The organism is Rhizobacter sp. P1_G5 (assembly GCF_056405435.1).
The window spans coordinates 1-21,370 of sequence record NZ_JBFUCB010000036.1 but is presented as its reverse complement, the minus strand read 5'-3'; the positions used below and the strand labels follow the sequence as shown (position 1 = coordinate 21,370).

The window sequence follows — 21,370 nt, the reverse complement described above, 5'->3', positions numbered from 1 at the left end:
GGCCGGCCGGCGAGGCGCTGCGGGCGCTCGGGCGCGGCGCCGAGGCCGCCGGCTTCACCGGCTCGCGCCGCGGCTCGGCCTGCGCCAGCAGCGGCAGTTCGTCGACCAGCCGCACCACCTCGTCGACCTTGATCGACAGCCCGCCGATGTCGGCCACGCCGACCGACTTGACGCGGTCGATGTCGCGCGCGATCGCGCGGCGCACGCCGTCCAGCCGCGGCTGGCTGTAGCGGGCCAGGCGCTCGTCGGCCTGCTTCAGCGCCGCCACCAGCGGCTCGGCACTGCCGGTGATCGCCGCTTGCTGCTGCGCGACGCGCAGGCCGGCGTCGATGTCGACCAGCACGTTCTCGTCGCGCGAGCGCGACAGCGACTGGATCAGGTCCTCGAGCTGGCTGYGCTGGATCGCGACCTCGGCCAGCTTGGCCTCGAGCAGCGCGACCTTGGCCGCACTGTCGCGCGCGACCTCCTGCGCCTGGCGCGCCATCACCTGCGCCTCGCCGGACTGCCGGCCGCTGTCCTGCTGGCGGCGCACCAGCTCCTGCTCCAGCGTGCGCACCCGTTGCTGCGCCGACCAGGCCTGCACCAGCGCGATGACGATCAGCAGCACCAGCAGCGCGAGCACCGCCGGCGCGAGCCAGCCAGGCAGGCGGCGCGGCGGCGCGGCAGCGGCCACCGGTGCGGCGGGCACCGGCTCGGCGATGGAGGGCGGGGAGGCAACGGTGTCGGTCACGATGCGATCGATTGTATGCAGGCCACCACTTCCGCGAGAGCGGGCCGGGATTCGAGCACCTGCCCGAGGCCGAGCGCGCGCGCGCGGGCCGCGATCCGCGGGTGCGTCGCGAGCGCGCGGCCGGCCGCCCAGGTCCGGGCCGGCGCGAGCGCCTCCAGGTGGTCGACCGCTTCGGAGCTGCTGAAGAACCACAGGTGCTGCGCCGGGCGGTCGAGCGCGGCCTGCAGCAGCGTGCGCCCGGCGTCGTCGAGCAGCGGCGCGCTGCGGCCGTAGGCGCAGGCCAGCGACACCGTGGCGCCCTGTTCGCGCAGGCGCTCGGCGAGCCAGTCGCGCCCGCTGGTGCCGCGCACCACCAGCACGCGGCGGCCCGCCCAGGCCTGCGTGCGCAACTGCATCCACAGCGCCTCGGAATCGAACTGCGCCGCATCGGCCGCCGGCTCGACGATCTCCAGCACGCCCAGCGCGCGCAGCACGCGCGTCGTGCCCGGCCCCGGCGAGGCCGCCTGCAGCGCCGCCGGCCAGGCGGCCCCGGGTGGGCGCTGCGCGAAGAACTGCTCGGCCGCATTCGGGCTCACGAACATCACGAGACCGACGCTGCCGAGCCCTTGCCACGCGGCGTGCAGTTCGGTGGGGTCGTCGACCGGCCGGATGTCGATCAGCGGCAAGGCCTGCGCATCGAGCCCGGCCGCACGCAGCCCGTCGACCCACTCGCGCGCCTGGGCCGCAGGCCGCGTGACCAGCACCCGCAGCGACGCAGCGACGTCAGCTGCCCCCGAGGTAGGCATCGGCACCCGCGGACCTCAGTTGCGCCGCGGCCAGTTCGCCCAGGCTGCGGGCGGCGCGAGCGTCGGCGACGACAGCCGCCGAGGTCGTGTGCAGCAGCGGGCGCGTCGGGTCGTCGACATGGCCGAGCGCCGCGGTGAGGCGCAGCGTCGCGCCGTCCCACACCGCATGCGCAGCCAGCGGCATGCTGCAGCTGCCGCCCAGCGAGCGCGACACCGCGCGCTCCGCCTCGGCGACCCACCACGTGGGCCGGTCGGCCAGCTGCGCCAGCGCATCGCGCAGCGCCGGCTGGTCGCTGCGGATCTCGATGCCCAGTGCCCCCTGCCCGGCCGCCGGGATCATCTCGTCGACCGCGAACAGCGCGCGGATGCGCTGCGCGAGGCCCAGCCGCTTCAGCCCGGCCGCGGCCAGCACGATCGCGTCGTACTGGCCGTCGTCGAGCTTGCGCAGCCGGGTGTCGAGGTTGCCGCGCAGCGGCTCGATGCGCAGGTCGGGCCGCCGCGCCAGCACCTGCGCGACGCGGCGCAGGCTGGAGGTGCCGACGCACGCGCCCTGCGGCAACGCGTCGAGCGTCGCATGGTGGTTCGAGACGAAGGCGTCGCGCGGATCCTCGCGCTCCAGCACCGCGGCCAGCTCGAAGCCCTCCGGCAGTTCCATCGGCACGTCTTTCAGCGAATGCACCGCGAGGTGCGCGCGCCCGTCTTCGAGCGCGGYTTCCAGYTCCTTGACGAACAGGCCCTTGCCGCCGACCTTCGWCAGCGTGCGGTCSAGGATCTGGTCGCCGCGGGTCGTCATGCCCAGCAGTTCGACGCGCAGGCCGAAACGTTGTTGCAGCAGATCGCGCACGTGTTCGGCCTGCCACAGGGCAAGGCGGCTTTCGCGGGTGGCGATGACGAGGGGTTCGGGCAGAGAGGACATCGACAAATGCTATCAGCGCGCTGCTACCATCGCGGTTCGTAACCAAGTTACAGCCTCGACGAGGCCCTGAGGACAAAGATGCCACGCGCCACACCTGCCCCCAAGTCCCCCGTCCCACGCAAGAGCAGCACACGCAGCAGCGCGGCCGAGGCCGCCGACAAGAACCGCCCGCTGGTCGACGACATCCGCCTGCTCGGCCGCATCCTCGGCGACGTGATCCGCGAGCARGAGGGCCAGGGCGCGTTCGACCTGATCGAGCGCATCCGCCAGCTGTCGGTGGCGTACCGCCTGAAGCGCGACGCACAGGCCGGCAAGACCTTCGACCGGCTGCTCAAGAGCCTGAGCGGCGACCAGACGGTCAGCGTGATCCGCGCCTTCAGCTACTTCTCGCACCTGGCCAACATCGCCGAGGACCGCCACCACGTGCGCCGGCGCGAGCACCACGAGCGCCAGGGCCACCTGCAGGAGGGCTCGCTCGCGATGAGCTTCGAGCGCCTGGCCGAGGCCGACGTGCGCGCAGCCGACATCGCCGGCGTGCTGCAGCGCGCCTTCATCTCGCCGGTGCTGACGGCGCACCCCACCGAGGTGCAGCGCAAGAGCATCCTCGACGCCGAGCGGGCCATCGCCGAGCTGGTGGGCCAGCGCGACGAACTGCACGGCGCACGCGCGCTGGCCGGCAACGAGGCGCTGCTGCGCGCCCGCGTCACGCAGCTGTGGCAGACGCGCATGCTGCGCTACACCAAGCTGACGGTGGCCGACGAGATCGAGAACGCGCTCAGCTACTACCAGGCGACCTTCCTGCGCCAGATCCCGAAGCTGTACCAGGAGATCGAGGAGGCGCTGCCGGGCCACCCGATCGCGCCGTTCTTCCGCATGGGCAACTGGATCGGCGGCGACCGCGACGGCAACCCGAGCGTCAGCGCCGAGACGCTGCAGATGGCGCTGCGCCGGCAGAGCGAGACGGTGCTGCGCTTCTACCTGACCGAGGTGCACGAGCTGGGGGCCGAGCTGTCGATCTCGGCCACGCTCGCGCCGGTGACGGCCGAGATGCAGGCGCTGGCCGAGCGCTCGCCCGACCACAACGCGCACCGCGAGGACGAGCCCTACCGCCGCGCGCTGATCGGCATGTACGCGCGGCTCGCCGCGACGCTGCAGGCCTTCACCGGCACCGAGGCGCTGCGCCACGCGGTGGCGCCGCAGGATCCGTACCGCCGCAGCGACGACTTCCTCGCCGACCTGAAGGTGATCGAGACCTCGCTGCGCTCGCACCATGCCGATGCGCTGATCGCGCCGCGCCTGCGCCCGCTGATGCGCGCGGTGCAGGTGTTCGGCTTCCACCTGGCCACCGTCGACCTGCGCCAGAGCTCGGACAAGCACGAGGCGGTGGTCGCCGAGCTGCTGAAGACCGCGAAGATCGAGGCCGATTACTCCTCGCTCGACGAGCCGGCGCGCCGCACGCTGCTGCTGCGCATGCTGAACGACGCGCGGCCGCTGCGCGTGCACGGCGCGGCGTACTCGGAGCACGCGGTGGGCGAGCTGGCGATCTTCGAGGCGGCGCTGCAGATGCTCGACCGCTACGGCCGCGAGGCGCTGCGCCACTACATCATCTCGCACACCGAGGACGTGAGCGACCTGCTGGAGGTGCTGCTGCTGCAGAAGGAGACCGGCCTGCTGCACGGCACGCTGGACGATGGCGCCGTGTGCCAGCTGATCGTCTCGCCGCTGTTCGAGACGATCGGCGACCTGCGCAATGCCGAGCCGATCATGCGCGACTACTACGCGCTGCCGGGCGTGGCCGGGATGATCAAGCGCTCCGGCCGCGAGCAGGACGTGATGCTCGGCTACAGCGACAGCAACAAGGACGGCGGCTCGTTCACGAGCAACTGGGAGCTGTACCGTGCCGAGATCGCGCTGGTGGCGCTGTTCGACGGCCTGCGCGGCGCGCACGGCATCACGCTGCGCCTGTTCCACGGCCGCGGCGGCACGGTCGGGCGCGGCGGCGGCCCGAGCTACCAGGCGATCCTTGCGCAGCCGCCGGGCACGGTGAACGGGCAGATCCGGCTGACCGAACAGGGCGAGGTGATCTCGTCGAAGTACGCGCACCCGGAGATCGGCCTGCGCAACCTCGAGACGCTGGTGGCCGCGACGCTCGAGGCCACGCTGCTGCACCCGACCAAGAGCGCGCCGAAGAGTTTCCTCGACGCGGCCGCGGCGATCAGCGAGGCCAGCATGGCGGCCTACCGCAAGCTGGTCTACGAGACCCCGGGCTTCACCGACTACTTCTTCTCGGCCACGCCGATCCGCGAGATCGCCGAGCTGAACATCGGCTCGCGCCCGGCCTCGCGCAAGGCCACGCGGGCGATCGAGGACCTGCGCGCGATCCCGTGGAGCTTCAGCTGGGGCCAGTGCCGCGTCGCGCTGCCGGGCTGGTGCGGCTTCGGCTCGGCGATCGAGCACTTCCTCGGCAAGCTGCCGGCGCAGCGCAAGGAGCGGCTCGTGCTGCTGCAGCGCATGCACAAGCAGTGGCCGTTCTTCCGCACGCTGCTGTCGAACCTGGACATGGTGCTGGCCAAGAGCGACCTGGGGATCGCGGAGCGCTACGTGGACCTGGTCGAGGACCGGAAGCTGGGCCGCAAGATCTTCGGGCTGATCCAGGCCGAATGGCAGCGCACCAGCGACGCGGTGTCGCTGATCACCGGCGAGAAGCAGCGGCTCGCGTCGAACCCGTCGCTCGCGCGCTCGATCGAGCACCGCTTCCCGTACCTCGACCCGCTGAACCACCTGCAGGTCGAGCTGATGCGGCGCTACCGGCAGCGCCGCGAGGGCGATCCGGCGAACGAGCGGGTGCAGCGCGGGATCCACATCTCGATCAACGGGGTGGCGGCGGGGTTGCGCAACACGGGTTGAATCCGCTGCGGGCTGCCGCATGGACGGCAGCAGCCAGGGCTTGCCAGGACACGGCCCCATCGGCGATATTCGCAATTCGCGAATAGCGAATATGGCCGTACGATGGAACTCAAACCGCAAGACCTGCTGGTGCTGTTGAAGGCGGCGGCGCACCCGCCGCAGCGTTGGACCTATGCCGCGCTTGGCGAGGCGCTGGCCATGAGCGCCTCGGAGACGCATGCGAGCGTGAAGCGCGCCGTGGCGTCCGGCTTGGCGGTGGCGCCCGCGCGCGGCGAGTGGTCGCCGGTGCGACCCAGCCTGCTGGAGTTCGTGCTGCATGGCGTGCGCTACATCTGGCCGGCCACACCCGGGCCGGTCAAGCGCGGCGTGCCGACGGCTTTCGGTGTCGAACCATTGGCCAGCATGCTGACGGCTGCCCAGAGCGAGGCCCCGGTCTGGGCCCACCCCACCGGCCGCGCCAAAGGCCCCACGTTGTCGCCTCTCTATCGAACAGCACCGCAGGCCGCCCTGGCCGACCCGGCCTTGCATCGCCTGCTCGCCCTGCTGGATGCCCTGCGCACCGGGCGTGCACGCGAGCGCTCGCTGGCCGCCGAACTGATGGAAGCCGAACTGATGCGGTTCGATTCGGGAGAGGTCGATGCGAGCCGATGACCCCAATCTTCCTCATTTGCGCCGTATCGCCGAAGCGCTGGGCGAACTGCGCGAGCAGGTGGTGTTCGTCGGTGGTGCCGTGGCCGGTCTGCTGGTGACCGATCCCCTGGCCGACAGCGTGCGTGCGACCCGCGACGTGGACGCCGTGGTGAACGCCAGCCGATCCACGTTTTATCGCATCGAGGAACAGGTGGCGCAGCGCGGATTCGCGCGAGACGCCAGCAGCGATGTGATTTGCCGTTGGGTGCACAAGGCGTCAGGGCTGCTCTTCGACCTGATGCCCGTGCAGCCCGAGGTGCTGGGTTTCTCCAACCGCTGGTATCCGTATGCCGTACAGACCGCCGTGCCCGTGGCGTTGGGCGAAGGCATCACGATTCGGCTGGTGAGCGCCGTGGCTTTCGTGGCCACCAAGCTGGAAGCGTTCGCCAGTCGCGGCGGAGGAGACTTCATGAGCAGCCACGACCTGGAGGACGTGCTGAACATCGTCGATGGGCGAGAGGAACTGGTCGACGAAATGGCCACGGCCCCGGCAGACCTGCGACAAGCCGTGGCCTCAGCCTTCACTGCGTTGCTGATGAATCCGGATTTTGCGAACGTGTTGCCGGGCTTGATGGCGGAGCCGGAGCGTGCAGGACTCGCGATGGAGCGCCTGAGGGCCTTGAGCCGGTGACGCCTCAGAACAGCGATTGCCCGATCAGCGACGTGAACCGCTCCAGCGCAAAGCTGCCCGCGAGCGAGTTCCCGGTGTGCTCCAGCCCCGGCGACCAGACGCACACGCCCAGCGTGCGCGGGATGTGCGCGACGATGCCGCCGCCGACACCGCTCTTGGCCGGGATGCCGACGCGGTACGCGAAATCGCCCGCCGCGTCGTAGGTGCCGCAGGTCAGCATCAGCGCCGACAGCCGCTTCGCCGAACTCGCGTCCAGCACCTGCTCGCCGTTGACCGGGCTCACGCCGCCGTTCGCGAGAAAGCCCACCGCGCGCGCCAGGTCGACGCAGTTCATGCGGATCGCGCAATGCCGGCAGTAGGCCTCGATCACCGCGTCGACCGGGTTCTTCAGGTTGCCGAAGCTGTGCATGAAATGCCCCATCGCGCGGTTGCGCGAGGCGGTGGCCAGCTCCGAGCGCGCGACCGCGTCGTCGTACTGCAGCGCCGCGTTGCCCGACAGGCGCCGCACGAACTCCACCAGCGCCATCTCGGGCTGCACGAAGCGGGTGCTCAGCACGTCGGTGACGACCAGCGCACCGGCGTTCAGGAACGGGTTGCGCGGCTTGCCCTGCTCGGTCTCCAGCTGCACCAGCGAGTTGAACGCAGTGCCCGACGGTTCGCGGCCGACCCGCTCCCACAGCGCGTCGCCGACCAGCTGGAATGCGAGCGTCAGCGAGAACAGCTTCGAGACCGACTGGATCGAGAACGCCTCGCTCGCATCGCCGACGGTGTAGAGCCGCCCGTCGAGCATGCTGACCGCCATGCCGAAGCGCTGCTTCGGCACCTTGGCGAGTTCGGGGATGTAGCGCGCCACCTCGCCCTGTTCGAGCAGCGGTTGCGCTTCGTCGTGGATGCGGTCGAGCACCGCCTGCATGTCGATGGCCATCCGATAATTGGGCCATGACTGCACCCTCGCCGCACACCGATCCCCGGGGATTTCTTCGCGCGCTGTACGACGCCGCGGTCGCGCGGGCCCTGCCGGCCCAGACGCTGGGCGCCTTCCTGCCGCCACCGCCGCGCGGGCGCACGCTGGTGCTGGGGGCCGGCAAGGCGGGCGGCGCGATGGCCCAGGCGCTGGATGCGCTGTGGCCCGCCGACGCGCCGCTGTCCGGGCTGGTGGTCACGCGCTACGACCATGTGCCGCCCGGCTACCGCGCGAAGCCGGGCCGCATCGAGGTCGTCGAGGCGGCCCACCCGGTGCCCGATGCGGCCGGGCGGCAGGCGGCCCAACGGATCGCCGCACTGACGCAAGGGCTGACCGCCGATGATCTCGTGCTGTGCCTGGTGTCCGGCGGCGGCTCGGCGCTGCTCGCGCTGCCGGCCGACGGCGTCACGCTCGAGGAGAAGCAGGCGATCAACAAGGCGCTGCTGAAGAGCGGCGCCGCGATCGACGAGATGAACTGCGTGCGCAAGCACCTGTCGGCCATCAAGGGCGGGCGGCTGGCGGCGATGTGCGCGCCGGCCCGCGTGGTCACGCTGCTGGTCTCCGACGTGCCGGGCGATTCGCCCGAGGTGATCGCGAGCGGGCCGACGGTGCCCGATGCGACGACCTGCGCCGATGCGCTGGCGATCCTCGCGCGTTACCGCATCGAGGTGTCGGCGCCGGCGCGCGCCGGGCTGGAAAGCGGCGCGTTCGAGACGCCGAAACCCGGCGACACCCGCTTCGCCGGGCACGAGGTGCGGATGATCGCGACGCCGCAGCAGTCGCTCGAAGCCGCCGCGGCACTCGCCCGCGCCGCGGGCATCGAGGCCCACATCCTCGGCGACGAGATCGAGGGCGAGTCGCGCGAGGTCGGCAAGGTGCATGCGGCGCTCGCGCGGCAGGTCGCGCGGCGCGGACAGCCGTTCCGCACGCCGTGCGTGATTCTCTCCGGCGGGGAGACGACGGTGACGGTCGCCAGCAAGGGCGGGCGCGGCGGGCGCGCCACCGAGTTCCTGCTCGGCTGCGCCCTCGCGCTGCAAGGCCAGCCGGGCGTGTTCGTGCTGGCCGCGGACACCGACGGCATCGACGGTGTAGAGGACAACGCCGGCGCGATCGTCACGCCCGACACGCTCGCGCGCGCCGAGGCACAGGGCCTCAGCGCACGTGACCGCTTGGACCGCAACGACGCCTACAACTTCTTTGCGCCGCTCGGTGACCTGGTCGTGCCCGGGCCGACCTTCACCAACGTCAACGACTTCCGCGCGCTGCTGGTGCTCTGACCCGGCGGGAGCTCACTGCTCCAGCAGGTCCTTCATCTCGTCGGCGTGCTCTTCCTCGTCGTGCAGGATGCCTTCGAGCATGCGGCGCGTCGTCGGATCCTTGTCGCCGATCAGCGTGATCATCTGCCGGTAGGTTTCCACCGCGACGCGCTCGGCCACCAGGTTGGCGCGGATCATCGCCTTCAGTTCCGACGACTCGTCGTAGGCGGCATGGCTGCGTTCGAGCAAGGTGTTCGGCGAGAAATCGGGCTCGCCGCCGAGCTGCACGATGCGTTCGGCGATCAGGTCGGCATGCGCTGCCTCTTCGTTCGCGTGCACCATGAACTCGGCGGCGATCGCCGGCGACGACATGCCGTGCGCGGTGAAGTGGTGGCGCTTGTAGCGCAGCACGCAGACCAGCTCGGTGGCCAGCGCACCGTTCAGCAGCAGCACGATGTCGTCGCGCCACGGGCCGTAGCTCGGCGTCACGGCCCCGTCCTCGGTGCGCTTGCGGGCGGCTTCGATCGCGGTCTCGTCCAGGCGCAGGGCCTTGCCCTCGCGGGCGTTCTTGTCGTGCATGGCCATCTCCGTTCGGGGTCAGGGTTGCGGATCCTTTCACTGTAGGAAGCATCGGTCCCGGCCGGCATCGGAAGGCAGCGGCCCTGCCTGTRGGACTGGGCCGCGCCGGCCTCACCGCTGCTGCTGCAGCAACTGCGCCACCACCGCCACCGCGATCACCTCGGGTTCCTTGCCGGCAATCCCCGGCACGCCGATCGGGCAGGTCATCCGGCCGATCGCCTCGGCCGGCACGCCGCGCTCCTCGAAGCGATGCACGAAACGCGCGCGCTTGGTCCGGCTGCCGATCAGGCCGAGGTACGCGAAATCGCCGCGGCGCAGGATGGCCTCGGTGATGCGCAGGTCGAGGTCGTGGCTGTGCGTCAGCACCAGGTAGTGCGCGCCCGCAGGCGCCTGGGCCACCTCGGCCTCCACCGGCTCGACGCACAGCCGCTCGATGTGCGCCGGCAGCGGGTGCGGCGGGAATTCGCTGTCGCGCTCGTCGATCCATTGCACGCGGCAGTCGATGCCGGCCAGCAGCGCGACGATCGCCCGCCCCACATGGCCCGCGCCGTACAGCTGCACGAAGAAGCGCGGCGCGCCGTCGGGCCAGGCGGCCAGCAGCGCGTCGCCGAGCCGCTGGGTGCGCAGCGTCAGCGCGCCGCCGCAGCACTGGCCGAGCGAAGGGCCGAGCGCGAACTCGGCGTCATGGGGTGCCGTGTCGCCGGTGGCGAGCCACTGCCGCGCCTGCGCGATCGCCGTCAGTTCGAGGTGGCCGCCGCCGATGGTGCCCAGCACCGCATCGCGCGTCACCAGCATGTGCGTGCCGGCCTCGCGCGGTACCGAGCCGCGGTGCGACAGCACCTGCACGTCCATCGCCGGCACGCCGGCCGCGAGCAGCGCCAACGCCTCACGGCGCAGCGTGCTCATCGGGAGATCTCCGTCAGCCCACGAGCACCGGCAGCGGCGTGTTGATGACCGTGCCCACCAGCTCGTACACCGCCTCGTGCGTCAGCACGCCGGCCAGCACCAGCTTGGGCCGGCGCAGCAGCGACTTGGCCTTCGTCAGCAGCCCGCGCCAGCCGCCGTGCAGCCCGACGCGCAGCCGGTTGCGCAGCGTGTCGCGCAGGATCAGCAGCGAGGTTTCCTCGCGCACCTCGGTCGCGAACTGGCGCTTGTATTCCGACACGCCGATGCCGAAGTTCAGCGTCTGCGGCCGCTGGTGCGCGATCAGGTCCTCGATCAACCGGTACAGCAGCACGGTGCCGGGGCTGAACTTCGACAGCTCCGCGTCGTGGCCGATGTCGGCGTAATGGAACACGCCGCGCCCCTGGTAGCCCAGCACGAAGGCCAGCGCCCGGCCGCCGCTGCGCAGCACGTAGCTGCGCAACAGGCCGCGGCGTGCCAGGTCGGTGAGCCGCAGCGCGATGTCGTCGCGCTCGATGCCCAGCGGGCCGATCGCCTGGTGCTGCCAGGTGCGCCTGGCGATGTGCTGCGCCTGGCGCACGAACTCGGCCACCTGCTCCTCGGCATCGACACGGATCAGCTCCAGCCCCGGCATCTGCTCTTCCAGCACCCGCACCTGGCGGCGCAGGTTGTAGCGCTTCTTGCTGCCGAAGCGCGCCAGGTAGGCATCGAAGGTCTCGGGCAGCGCGATCGTGTACAGCGGGCGCTTGCCGTGCTCGCTGTACAGCAGCGAGCCGCCGCGCTGGCGCAGCTGCGCCTCCCAGCCGGCCCAGGCGCTGCAGCCGGCGGGAATGCCCTTCAGGAACAGCGCATCCAGGTCGGCGCGCTCGCGCCACAGCCGATCGACCACGTCGGCCAGCGCACCCGGCCGGCCGGCCACCAGCGGCGCACCGCCCAGCAGGTGGGCCGAGCGCAGCTTCAGCGAGGCAAAGGTCCAGCGCCCGGCCGAGAACGCGAGCGGGTACGGCTGCACGTCCATCGGCACCACGCCGACCTCGGCGCCCTCTTCCGCCGGCAGCACGCCCAGCAGCAGGTCGTCGGCCGGGCGCGTCGCGACCAGGTGGTTCCACCACTCCGGCGACTGGTAGATGCGGTAGACATGCCCGCTGTCGCTGAGCAGCCCGTCCCAGCCTTTCATCAGCTGGCTGTCGGTGGCAGCCGCCCGCGAGAACACCACCGGTGAAGCTGCGGGTGGCGTGGCAACGGGTGCGAAGGCGGAAGTGGTGGCGCTCATGAAGACGGCTGGAGCTCGCGAAGAATCGACCGGACAACGGCGCCCGGTGCGGACGCCTGCGAATCGACACGAAGGATATCGACGGCAGCGCTTTTGCCGTCTCCCTCGCCCCGGGGGTTCGTGCGTGAATACCGCACGAATCGGGGCCGTCCTGCCTCGTTTTGGCGCTCACGTTGCGTTCGGTTGCCTGGCTTGCGTCTGGTGGCATTGCATCCGATGGCGTTCAGCCTGCCGCACGCACCGCGGTGATCGCATCGAGGATCGCCTCCGGCGTCGCCGGCGCGCGCAGCGGCGGGTCGATGCGGTGCCCGCCGAGCGCCGACACCGCATCGCGGATCGCGAAGAACACCGAGAACGGCAGCAGCAGCGGCGGCTCGCCGACCGCCTTGCTGCGGTGGATGCTGTCCTCGACGTTCTCGCCGTCGTACAGCCGCACGTTGAAGACGGCCGGGCAGTCGTTCGCGGTCGGGATCTTGTAGGTACTCGGCGCGTGCGTCGCGAGCAGGCCGGTCTGCGGGTGCCACACCAGCTCCTCGCTGGTCAGCCAGCCCATGCCCTGGATGAACGCGCCCTCGACCTGGCCGGTGTCGACGGCCGGGTTCAGCGAGCGGCCGGCGTCGTGCAGCACGTCGGCGCGCAGCAGCTTCCATTCGCCCGTCAGGGTATCCACCAACACCTCGCTGACGGCCGCGCCGTACGCGAAGTAATAGAACGGCCGGCCGGTCAGCGTCGCGCTGTCCCAGTGCAGGCCGGGCGTCGCGTAGAAGCCGTCGGACCACAGCTGCACGCGTGCCAGATAGGCCTGCATCACGAGCTCGGCGAACCCGATGCGCCCGGCCGGGCCGATCACCTCGTCGTTCGCGAAGCGCAATTCGTCGGCGCGGCAGGCCAGCAGGGGCGCGGCCACGTCGGCCAGCCGCACGCGGATCTGCCGCGCCGCATCCTGCGCCGCCTTGCCGTTCAGGTCGCTGCCGGTGGAGGCGGCGGTGGCCGAGGTGTTGACGACCTTGTGCGTGTCGGTCGCGGTGACGCGCACCCGCTCGAAGCCGACGCCCAGCTCGTGCGCCACCACCTGCGCCACCTTGGTGTTCAGCCCCTGGCCCATCTCGGTGCCGCCGTGGTTCACGAGGATCGAACCGTCGGCATACACATGCACCAGCGCGCCGGCCTGGTTCAGGTGCTTCACGTTGAAGGAGATGCCGAACTTGACCGGCGTGAACGCCAGGCCGCGCTGCAGCACCGGGTTCACCCGGTTGAACGCCGCCACCGCCTCGCGGCGCGCACGGTAGCCGCTGTCGGCCTCGAGCTGCGCGCACAGCTCGTGCAGGATGTTGTCGTCGACCGACTGGCCATAGGGCGTCGTGCGATTCGTGTCGGTGCCGTAGAAGTTGATGCGCCGCACGTCCAGCGCATCCTTGCCGAGCGCGCGCGCGATGCTGTCGACGATGTTCTCGATCGCGATCGCGCCCTGCGGCCCGCCGAAGCCGCGGAACGCGGTGTTGCTCTGCGTKTTGGTCTTGCCGCAGAAGCCGTGCATCGCGACATCGGGCAGCCAGTAGGCGTTGTCGAAGTGGCACAGCGCGCGCGTCATCACCGGGCCCGACAGGTCGGCCGAATGGCCGGCCCGCGACACCATCGTGACCTCGCTGCCGAGGATGCGGCCGTCGTCGTCGTAGCCGGCCTCGTACTCGTACCAGAAGCAGTGGCGCCGCCCGGTGATCAGGAAATCGTCGTCGCGGTCGACCCGCAGCTTGACCGGCCGGCGCAGCTTCTGCGCCGCCACCGCCGCGACGCAGGCGAACAGCGCCGATTGCGATTCCTTGCCGCCGAAGCCGCCGCCCATGCGCCGGCACTCCACCTGCACATGGTGCGAGCTCAGCTGCAGCGCATGCGCCACCAGGTGCTGCATCTCGCTCGGGTGCTGCGTCGAGCAGTGCAGCAGCAGGCCGCGGTCTTCCTTCGGGATCGCGTAGCTGATCTGGCCTTCGAGGTAGAACTGCTCCTGGCCGCCGACGTCCAGCGTGCCTTTCAGGCGGTGCGGCGCCGCGTCGATGGCCGCCCGTGCGCCGCCCGCGCGCGTGCTGCGCACCAGGTGCATCGGCGGCAGCACGTAGGCACCGGCCGCATGCGCGGCCTGCGGCGTCAGGACCGGCGGCCGCGCCTCCACCTTCAGCACCGCCTTGGCCTGCGCCGCGGCACGGCGCGCCGCATCGCGCGTCGACGCGATCACCGCGAACACCGGCTGGCCGAGGTAGCGCAGCTCGCCGTCGGCGAGGATCGGGTCGTCGTGCAGGATCGGCCCGCAGTCGTTGGGGCCGGGGATGTCGGCGGCGGTCAGCACCGCGACGACGCCCGGCTGCGCCCGCAGCACCGCGAGGTCGATCGCCAGCAGCCGCCCGTGCGCCACCGGCGACAGCCCGAGCGCCGCGTGCAGCGTGCCGGCGAGCTCCGGCAGGTCGTCGATGTAGGCGGCCTCGCCGGCGACGTGCAGGTGCGCCGATTCGTGCGGCCGGCTGATGCCGACGCGCGCGCCTTCACGCAGCGCGACGGCTTCGGCGTCGGGCTCGGCCTGCAGGAAAGGATCCACGGCCTTGTTCATGCCATCACGCTCCAGGCCCGCGTGGCCTCGACCGGCAGCGGGTCCACCGCGCGCGTCTCCAGCCAGAAGCGCCGCAGCAGGTTCTGCGCGACCTGCAGCCGGTAGGCGGCGCTCGCGCGCATGTCGCTGAGCGGCGTGAAGTCCTGCGCCAGCGCAGCCTGCGCGGCCTTCAAGGCGGCCTCGTCCCACGCGCGGTCCTGCAACGCCGCCTCGGCCTGCGCGGCGCGCTTGACGATGCCCGCCATGCCGCCGAACGCCAGCCGCACCTGCGCGACCGTGCCGTCGGCCGCGAGCCCGATCGACAGGCCGGCGCACACGGCCGAGATGTCGCAGTCGAAACGCTTGCTGATCTTGTACGCGCGCACCTGCTGCTGCACGGCMGCCAGCGGTACGACGATCTCCTGCACGAACTCGCCGGGCTGCAACTGGTTCTTCATGTAGTCGAGGTAGAACGCGGCGAGCGGCACGCGCCGCGCCTTGCTGCCGCGGCGCAGCACCAGCTCGGCGTCGAGCGCGAGCAGCACCGGCGCCGAATCGCCGATCGGCGAGCCGTTGGCCACGTTGCCACCCATCGTGCCGGCATGCCGGATCGGCGGCGACGCGAAACGCAGCCACACCTCGGTCAGCGCGGGCACGTGCCGCGCGAGCGCCGACCAGGCGTCTTCGAGCGAGGCCCCGGCGCCGATGTGCAGGTGGCCGTCGCGCTCGTCGATGCGCTTCAGCTCGGCCACGTCGCCCAGGTAGAGGATCTCGCCGAGGTCGCGGAACTGCTTGTTGACCCACAGCCCGATGTCGGTCGAGCCGGCCAGCAGCGTCGCCTTCGGGTGCTGCTCGCGCAGCGCCGCGAGCGCCTCCAGCGTGCGCGGCGCGAAGTAGTCGTCGACGCGCGGGCCGCCGGCGGCCTGGCGGTTGAAGCCGGCGTAGTGGAGGCCGTCGGTGCTGCCCGCGAGCGTCTTCAGCGCGGCCACCACCGGCAAGGGGTCGAGCGCGACCGGCGGCAGCTCGAACATGCGCTCGCCGGCATCGAGGATGGGCCGGTAGCCGGTGCAGCGGCACAGGTTGCCCGACAGCTCGTCGGCCAGTTGCTGCCGGGTCGGCACCTGCCCGCAGGCACGGTGGCCCTCGTAGCCGGCCCACAGCGACATCACGAAGCCCGGCGTGCAGAACCCGCACTGCGAGCCGTGGCACTCGACCATCGCCTGCTGCACCGGGTGCAGCGCGCCGCCGGCCTGGTCCTTCAGGTCTTCGACGGTGAACAGCGCCTTGCCGGCCAGCGTCGGCAGGAACTGGATGCAGGCGTTGACGGTGCGCAGCGCGAGGCCACCGACCCGCTGCGCGGGCGCCGTCCGCTCATCCGCCAGTTCCCCCACCACCACCGTGCAGGCACCGCAATCGCCCTCGTTGCAACCCTCCTTGGTGCCGGTGCAGCGGGCGTCCTCGCGCAGCCACTCGAGCACCGAGCGCGTCGGATGAACGCCGCCCACCTCGACGATCTCGCCGCGGTGGAAGAAGCGGATGGGCTGGGTGCTCATGGAAATCCGGGGTTGGTCAACAAGCATAGGACAGACTCCGCAAGGGTAAACCTCCGTCGCCGCCGGGATACGATGGCGCCCCGACGCCCTGGCTTTGCAATTCACGGGCCCGGCCCCTGGCCTGCCCCCACCCGACTTCCCGCATGACACCCCGCCGCATCGCGCTGCGCGCCGACCTGCTCGACTTCACCGCCGCACCCGACTGGGGCGACACCGAGTCGCCGGCCGTGCGTTTCCGCCCCGACCACTGGCTGCTGGTCGAGGACGGCCGCATCGCGGGCGCGCAGCCCGGCACGCCCGACACCCGCTGGCAGCTGCACGACCACCGCGGCCGGCTGCTGATGCCCGGCTTCATCGACAGCCATGTGCACAGCCCGCAGCTCGACGTGATCGCGAGCTACGGCACCGCGTTGCTCGACTGGCTGGACACCTACACCTTCCCGGCCGAGCGCCGCTATGCCGACGCGGGCGAGGCCGAGCGCGGCGCGGCACGCTTTCTCGATGCGCTGCTGGCGCACGGCACGACCGCCGCCGTCGTCTTCCCGACCGTCCACAAGGTCAGCGCCGACCGGCTGCTGGCCGGCGCCCAGGCGCGCGGCATGCGGCTGATCGCCGGCAAGGTGCTGATGGACCGGCATGCGCCCGACGGGCTGCGCGACGACGTCGACCAGGCCGAGCGCGATTGCGTCGAGCTGATCGAGCGCTGGCATGGCGTCGACCGGCTCGCCTACGCGGTGACGGTGCGCTTCGCGCCGACCAGCACGCCGGCCCAGCTCGCGATGGCCGGCCGGCTGTGCGCGGCCTGGCCCGGCCTCTACATGCAGACCCACGTGGCCGAGAACCGCGACGAGGTGCTGTGGGTGGCCGAGCTGTTCCCCGAGGCGCGCAGCTACCTCGACGTGTACGCCCGCGCCGGGCTGCTGAACGAGCGCAGCGTGCTGGCGCACGGCATCTGGCTGGACGATGCCGACCGGGCGGCGATCCGGGCCAGCGGTGCGCAGATCGCCCACAGCCCGTCGTCGAACCTGTTCCTCGGCAGCGGTCTGTTCGGCTGGCGCGCCGCCGAGGCCGCCGGCTGCGCGGTCAGCCTGGCGACCGACGTGGGCGGCGGCACCAGCCTGTCGATGCTGCGCGCCGCGAGCGACGCCTACCGCGTGCAGGCGATGGCCGGCGAGCGGCTGACGGCCTGGAAGGCGCTGCATGCCGGCACGCGCGGCGCGGCCAAGGCGCTCGGGCTGGCCGACGAGATCGGCTCGCTGGAGGCCGGGCGGGTCGCCGACCTGTGCGTCTGGGACTGGGCGGTGGGGCCGGTCGCCGAGCGTCGGATGGAGGTGGCGCGGGGCTTGCATGAGCGGGTGTTTGCGTGGATGACGCTCGCGGACGAGCGGAACCTGGTGTCGACGTGGGTGAACGGAGTGCAACGGCATGGGCGACGGGATTGAGGGGGCGGCGATGCTTCGACTGGAACTGACCGACCTCAGCAAGAGCTACCCCGCCGTCAAGGCGAACGACCGCGTCAACCTGCGCGTCAAGCCCGGCGAGATCCATGCCGTGCTCGGCGAGAACGGCGCCGGCAAGTCGACGATGATGAAGATGATCTACGGCGCGGTCCGCCCCGATGCCGGCGTGATCCGCTGGAACGGCCAGCCGGTCGAGATCCGCAACCCGCAGGAGGCGCGCGCGCTGGGCATCAGCATGGTGTTCCAGCACTTCAGCCTGTTCGACACCCTCACCGCCGCCGAGAACGTCTGGCTCGGCCTGGACAAGTCGCTGACGCTCGCCGCCGTGACGCAGCGCATCACCGAGGTCGCCCGCGTCTACGGCCTCGGCGTCGACCCGCTGCGCCCGGTGCACACGCTGTCGGTCGGCGAGCGCCAGCGCGTCGAGATCGTGCGCGCGCTGATGACCAACCCGAAGCTGCTGATCCTCGACGAGCCGACCTCGGTGCTGACGCCGCAGGCCGTCGAGACGCTCTTCATCACGCTGCGCCAGCTCGCCGCCGAGGGCTGCAGCATCCTCTACATCAGCCACAAGCTCGACGAGATCCGCGCGCTGTGCCACCACTGCACCGTGCTGCGCGGCGGCCGCGTCACCGGCGAGGTCGACCCGACGCAGGAGACCAATGCCAGCCTGTCGCGCCTGATGATCGGCGCCGAGCCGCCGCAGCTGCAGCACGTGCAGGCGCGGCTCGGCGACGTGGCGCTGTCGGTGCGCGAGCTCACGGTGCCCAAGCGCGACCAGTTCGGCATGGACCTGCAGGGCATCAGCTTCGACGTGCGCTGCGGCGAGATCGTCGGCATCGCCGGCGTCTCCGGCAACGGCCAGCAGGAGCTGATGGCCGCGCTCTCCGGCGAGGACCCGCGCGCCGAGGCCGAGAGCATCGTGCTGTTCGAGCGGCCGGTGGGCCGCCAGTCGCCGCGCCGCCGCCGGGCGCAAGGCCTGAACTTCGTGCCCGAGGAACGCCTCGGCCGCGGCGCGGTGCCGACGCTGTCGCTCGCGCAGAACACGCTGCTCACGCGCACCGCCGCGGTGACGGCGCAGGGCTGGATCCGCACCGGCGAGGTCGCCGCGCTCGCGAACCGGCTGATCCAGCGCTTCAACGTGAAGGCGGGCGGGCCCGAGGCGCCGGCCAGGAGCCTGTCCGGCGGCAACCYGCAGAAGTTCATCGTCGGCCGCGAGATCGATGCCGCGCCGCGCCTGCTGATCGTCTCGCAGCCGACCTGGGGCGTCGACGTCGGCGCGGCCGCGCAGATCCGCGGCGAGCTGCTGAAGCTGCGCGACGCGGGCTGCGCGGTGCTGGTCGTCAGCGAGGAGCTCGACGAGCTGTTCGAGGTCTGCGACCGCCTGGTGGTGATCGCACAGGGCCGCGTGTCGCCGTCGATCGCGACCACGCAGGCCACGGTGGAGCAGATCGGCGAATGGATGAGCGGGCTGTGGGCGCCGCGCGGAGCGGCCTTCCACCCGGAGGCGAAGCATGCTGAAGCTTGAGCCGCGCCCGGCGCAGAGCCGGCTGATGTCGATCGCCTCGCCGCTGCTGGCGCTGGCGATCACGGTGGCGATCGGCGTCGTGCTGTTCCTGCTGCTCGGCAAGGATCCGCTGCGCGGGCTGCAGGTGTTCTTCGTCGAGCCGCTGAAGAGCGCGTATGCGCTGTCGGAGCTGGCGGTGAAGGCGACGCCGCTGCTGCTGATCGCGCTCGGCCTCGCGGTGTGCTTCCGCTCCAACGTCTGGAACATCGGCGCCGAGGGGCAGTTCGTGCTGGGGGCGATTGCGGCCGGCGGGGTCGCGATGCTGGCCGAGCCGGGCACGGGGCGTTGGATCGTGGTACCGATCCTCGTGGCCGGCGTGCTCGGCGGCATGGCCTGGGCCGCGATCGTCGCGCTGCTGCGCGACCGCTTCAACGCCAACGAGATCCTGGTCAGCCTGATGCTGGTCTACGTCGCCGAGCAGGTGCTGGGCTGGCTGGTCTACGGCCCGTGGAAGGACCCGAACGGCTACAACTTCCCGCAGACCATGACCTTCCTCGACGCCACCAAGGTGCCGCGGCTGTTCAGCGGGCTGCGCGTCAACATCGGCCTGCTGCTCGCGCTGCTCGCGGTGGGCGCGTTCTGGGCCTTCCTGTTCCGCACCTATGCCKGCTTCCAGCTGCAGGTCGGCGGGCAGGCCCCGGCGGCGGCGCGCTACGCCGGCTTCTCGTCGCGGCGCGCGCTGTGGACGGCGTTGCTGCTGTCGGGCGGCATGGCCGGGCTGGCCGGCGGGCTGGAGGCGGCCGGCCCRCTCGGCCAGCTGACCCTGCACGTGCCGGTGGGCTACGGCTTCGCGGCCATCATCGTCGCCTTCGTCGGCCGGCTGCACCCGGTGGGCATCGTGTTCTCGGCGATCCTGATGAGCATGTTCTACATCGGCGGCGAGCTGGCGCAATCGCGCCTGGGCCTGCCGAAATCGCTGACCGGCGTGTTCCAGGGCCTGCTGCTGTTCTCGCTGCTCGCCTGCGACACGCTGATCCACTACCGCATCCGCTGGAAGCCGGCGCACGCCCCCGCCGCGCCCGCGCCGGCGGCGGCCTCCTCCACCGCCGAGGGACAAGCCTGATGGACGCCATCGCCCTGCTGATCGCCGCCACGCTGAGTTCCGGTACCGTGCTCGCGTTCGCCGCGCTCGGGCTGCTGGTCAACGAGCGCGCCGGCATCGTCAACCTCGGCGCCGAAGGGATGATGCTGGTGGCCGCGCTGGCCGGCTTCGCGACCGCGGTGCACACCGGCAGCGACTGGCTCGCCTTCGCGGCCGGCGCCGGCGCCGGCGCGCTGCTGGCCGCGGTCTTCGGCGCGCTGGTGATCTGGCTCAACACCAACCAGTACGCGACCGGGCTCGCGCTGAGCCTGTTCGGCAGCGGGCTGTCGGCCTTCCTCGGCACCGGCTTCGTGCAGGAGAAATTGTCCGAACGCGCGCACTTCCAGCTGCCGCTGCTGGCCGACATCCCGTTCATCGGCCCGGCGCTGTTCCGCCAGCACCCGATGGTGTACGCCGCGATGGCGTTGACGGCGGCACTCGCCTGGTTCCTGTACCGCTCGCGCGCCGGACTGGTGCTGCGCGCGGTCGGCGAATCCCCCGAATCGGCGCACGCACTGGGCTACCCGGTGCGCCGCATCCGCCTCGCGGCGGTGATGGCGGGCGGCGCGCTGTGCGGGCTGGCGGGCGCCTACCTCTCGGTCGTCTACACGCCGCTGTGGGTCGAGGGGATGGTCGCCGGCAAGGGTTGGATCGCGCTGGCCCTGACGACCTTCGCGACCTGGCGACCGGCACGCGTCTTGCTCGGCGCCTACCTGTTCGGCGGCGTGACGATGCTGCAGTTCTACCTGCAGGGCGAAGGCGTGCAGGTCTCGGCGCAGCTGCTGACGATGCTGCCCTACCTGTCGACCATCGTCGTGCTGGTGCTGATCTCGCGCAATGCCGGCTGGATCCGCGTGAACATGCCGGCGTCGCTCGGCAAGCCGTTCTTCCCCGGCAGCTAGCCCCGGTAGCTGGCCTGATAAATTCTTGCGTTCCTCACCCTGGAGTTCCCATGACCTCAATCTCGAAACGTGCCCTGCTGAAGCTCGCAGGGTGGAGCACGCTGGCGGCCGGCACCGCGCTGGTGGGCTGCGGCAAGAAGGAAGAGGCGCCTGCGCCCACGCCGGCACCGGTGGCCGCCGCCTCGGCCGCGGCCCCGAAGCCGGAGCCGCTGAAGATCGCGTTCGCCTACGTCGGCCCGGTCGGCGACGGCGGCTGGACCTTTGCGCACGACAACGCGCGCAAGGCGCTCGAGAAGGAATTCGGCGACAAGATCCAGACCAGCTTCGTCGAGAAGGTGCCCGAGGCGGCCGACGCCGAGCGGGTGTTCCGCGACATGGCCAGCCAGGGCAACAAGCTGATCTTCGGCACCACCTTCGGCTACATGGAGCCGATGCTGAAGGTCGCGGCCGACCTGAAGGACGTGAAGTTCGAGCATGCCACCGGCTTCAAGCAGGCCGAGAACATGCGCACCTACGACAGCCGCACCTATGAAGGCGCGTACATGGCTGGCGTGATCGCCGGCGGCATGACGAAGACCAACACGCTGGGCGTGGT

General features: G+C 71.4%; 18 protein-coding genes. 9 read left to right on the top strand and 9 right to left on the bottom strand.

From position 1 onward, the window contains the following. The 3 genes from AC1D12_RS04690 to hemC all read right to left on the bottom strand — a co-directional run. Positions 1–730, bottom strand: a 730-nt coding sequence (locus AC1D12_RS04690) for a uroporphyrinogen-III C-methyltransferase (RefSeq protein ID WP_477839079.1), incomplete at its 3' end; no start/stop codon positions are given. Next, entirely contained in the window at positions 727–1,515 is a 789-nt protein-coding gene (locus AC1D12_RS04685; protein ID WP_477839081.1) for a uroporphyrinogen-III synthase, read from the bottom strand. The genes AC1D12_RS04690 and AC1D12_RS04685, both read right to left, overlap by 4 nt. Beyond that, positions 1,493–2,431 carry a hydroxymethylbilane synthase gene (gene hemC, locus AC1D12_RS04680; protein ID WP_477839077.1) on the bottom strand — a complete coding sequence of 313 codons (939 nt, stop codon included), beginning with the start codon at positions 2,429–2,431 and terminating at the stop codon, positions 1,493–1,495. Before hemC ends, AC1D12_RS04685 begins: the two co-directional genes overlap by 23 nt. Before the next feature lie 78 nt (positions 2,432–2,509). Here hemC and ppc point away from each other — a divergent pair, with 78 nt between their 5' ends. The 3 genes from ppc to AC1D12_RS04665 all read left to right on the top strand — a co-directional run bounded on the left by ppc (position 2,510) and on the right by AC1D12_RS04665 (position 6,659). Continuing rightward, positions 2,510–5,338 (top strand): phosphoenolpyruvate carboxylase, encoded by a 2,829-nt coding sequence (ppc, locus tag AC1D12_RS04675; protein ID WP_477839075.1) that lies wholly within the window; start codon positions 2,510–2,512, stop codon positions 5,336–5,338. 102 nt (positions 5,339–5,440) lie between these two features. Further along, entirely contained in the window at positions 5,441–5,989 is a 549-nt protein-coding gene (locus tag AC1D12_RS04670; protein WP_477839073.1) for a hypothetical protein, read from the top strand. Continuing rightward, complete coding sequence (locus AC1D12_RS04665) at positions 5,976–6,659, top strand: hypothetical protein (protein WP_477825115.1); 684 nt, start codon at positions 5,976–5,978, stop codon at positions 6,657–6,659. The genes AC1D12_RS04670 and AC1D12_RS04665 overlap by 14 nt, the downstream gene beginning before the upstream one ends. A gap of 4 nt (positions 6,660–6,663) precedes the next feature. Here the strand turns inward: AC1D12_RS04665 and AC1D12_RS04660 are convergent, their stop codons facing one another. After that, positions 6,664–7,578: a glutaminase gene (locus AC1D12_RS04660; RefSeq protein WP_465112937.1), complete on the bottom strand. Its 915-nt coding sequence runs from the start codon at positions 7,576–7,578 to the stop codon at positions 6,664–6,666. A 20-nt stretch (positions 7,579–7,598) separates the two neighbouring features. Between AC1D12_RS04660 and AC1D12_RS04655 the strand changes: the two genes are divergently transcribed. Next, a complete protein-coding gene (locus tag AC1D12_RS04655; RefSeq protein ID WP_047506960.1) occupies positions 7,599–8,900 on the top strand; it encodes a glycerate kinase type-2 family protein in 1,302 nt (433 codons plus the stop codon). Between the two features lie 12 nt (positions 8,901–8,912). On the opposite strand, the gene AC1D12_RS04650 is transcribed toward AC1D12_RS04655, so the two are convergent. From AC1D12_RS04650 to xdhA, 5 genes are all read right to left on the bottom strand, one after another. Further along, on the bottom strand, positions 8,913–9,458 hold the full coding sequence (locus tag AC1D12_RS04650; RefSeq protein WP_477825114.1) for a ferritin-like domain-containing protein: 546 nt from the start codon (positions 9,456–9,458) through the stop codon (positions 8,913–8,915). A 111-nt stretch (positions 9,459–9,569) separates the two neighbouring features. Next, on the bottom strand, positions 9,570–10,364 hold the full coding sequence (gene xdhC / locus AC1D12_RS04645) for a xanthine dehydrogenase accessory protein XdhC (protein WP_465112657.1): 795 nt from the start codon (positions 10,362–10,364) through the stop codon (positions 9,570–9,572). 13 nt (positions 10,365–10,377) lie between these two features. Next, complete coding sequence (locus AC1D12_RS04640) at positions 10,378–11,634, bottom strand: GNAT family N-acetyltransferase (RefSeq protein WP_477825113.1); 1,257 nt, start codon at positions 11,632–11,634, stop codon at positions 10,378–10,380. Positions 11,635–11,857: 223 nt separating this feature from the next. Further along, positions 11,858–14,233 carry a xanthine dehydrogenase molybdopterin binding subunit gene (gene xdhB, locus AC1D12_RS04635; RefSeq protein WP_477839072.1) on the bottom strand — a complete coding sequence of 792 codons (2,376 nt, stop codon included), beginning with the start codon at positions 14,231–14,233 and terminating at the stop codon, positions 11,858–11,860. Continuing rightward, positions 14,230–15,765 carry a xanthine dehydrogenase small subunit gene (xdhA, locus tag AC1D12_RS04630; RefSeq protein WP_477825111.1) on the bottom strand — a complete coding sequence of 512 codons (1,536 nt, stop codon included), beginning with the start codon at positions 15,763–15,765 and terminating at the stop codon, positions 14,230–14,232. Before xdhA ends, xdhB begins: the two co-directional genes overlap by 4 nt. 143 nt (positions 15,766–15,908) lie before the next feature. Here xdhA and guaD point away from each other — a divergent pair, with 143 nt between their 5' ends. The 5 genes from guaD to AC1D12_RS04605 form a co-directional block, all read left to right on the top strand. Continuing rightward, positions 15,909–17,207, top strand: coding sequence for a guanine deaminase (guaD, locus tag AC1D12_RS04625; protein ID WP_477839070.1), 1,299 nt, complete (start codon positions 15,909–15,911; stop codon positions 17,205–17,207). 10 nt (positions 17,208–17,217) lie between these two features. Continuing rightward, positions 17,218–18,753 carry an ABC transporter ATP-binding protein gene (locus AC1D12_RS04620; protein WP_477839068.1) on the top strand — a complete coding sequence of 512 codons (1,536 nt, stop codon included), beginning with the start codon at positions 17,218–17,220 and terminating at the stop codon, positions 18,751–18,753. Continuing rightward, complete coding sequence (locus tag AC1D12_RS04615) at positions 18,740–19,855, top strand: ABC transporter permease (RefSeq protein ID WP_477839066.1); 1,116 nt, start codon at positions 18,740–18,742, stop codon at positions 19,853–19,855. The genes AC1D12_RS04620 and AC1D12_RS04615 overlap by 14 nt, the downstream gene beginning before the upstream one ends. Further along, complete coding sequence (locus AC1D12_RS04610) at positions 19,855–20,775, top strand: ABC transporter permease (protein WP_477839064.1); 921 nt, start codon at positions 19,855–19,857, stop codon at positions 20,773–20,775. Before AC1D12_RS04615 ends, AC1D12_RS04610 begins: the two co-directional genes overlap by 1 nt. 50 nt (positions 20,776–20,825) lie before the next feature. Continuing rightward, positions 20,826–21,370, top strand: a 545-nt coding sequence (locus AC1D12_RS04605; RefSeq protein WP_477839062.1) for a BMP family ABC transporter substrate-binding protein, incomplete at its 3' end; no start/stop codon positions are given.

Excerpts from the sequence above, each read along its gene's own strand:
- AC1D12_RS04685 (WP_477839081.1), bottom strand. The coding sequence starts at position 1,515 with ATGCCTACCTCGGGGGCAGCTGACGTCGCTGCGTCGCTGCGGGTGCTG.
- AC1D12_RS04670 (WP_477839073.1), top strand. The coding sequence starts at position 5,441 with ATGGAACTCAAACCGCAAGACCTGCTGGTGCTGTTGAAGGCGGCGGCG.
- AC1D12_RS04665 (WP_477825115.1), top strand. The coding sequence starts at position 5,976 with ATGCGAGCCGATGACCCCAATCTTCCTCATTTGCGCCGTATCGCCGAA.
- AC1D12_RS04655 (WP_047506960.1), top strand. The coding sequence starts at position 7,599 with ATGACTGCACCCTCGCCGCACACCGATCCCCGGGGATTTCTTCGCGCG.
- AC1D12_RS04650 (WP_477825114.1), bottom strand. The coding sequence starts at position 9,458 with ATGCACGACAAGAACGCCCGCGAGGGCAAGGCCCTGCGCCTGGACGAG.
- xdhC (WP_465112657.1), bottom strand. The coding sequence starts at position 10,364 with ATGAGCACGCTGCGCCGTGAGGCGTTGGCGCTGCTCGCGGCCGGCGTG.
- AC1D12_RS04640 (WP_477825113.1), bottom strand. The coding sequence starts at position 11,634 with ATGAGCGCCACCACTTCCGCCTTCGCACCCGTTGCCACGCCACCCGCA.
- guaD (WP_477839070.1), top strand. The coding sequence starts at position 15,909 with ATGACACCCCGCCGCATCGCGCTGCGCGCCGACCTGCTCGACTTCACC.
- AC1D12_RS04610 (WP_477839064.1), top strand. The coding sequence starts at position 19,855 with ATGGACGCCATCGCCCTGCTGATCGCCGCCACGCTGAGTTCCGGTACC.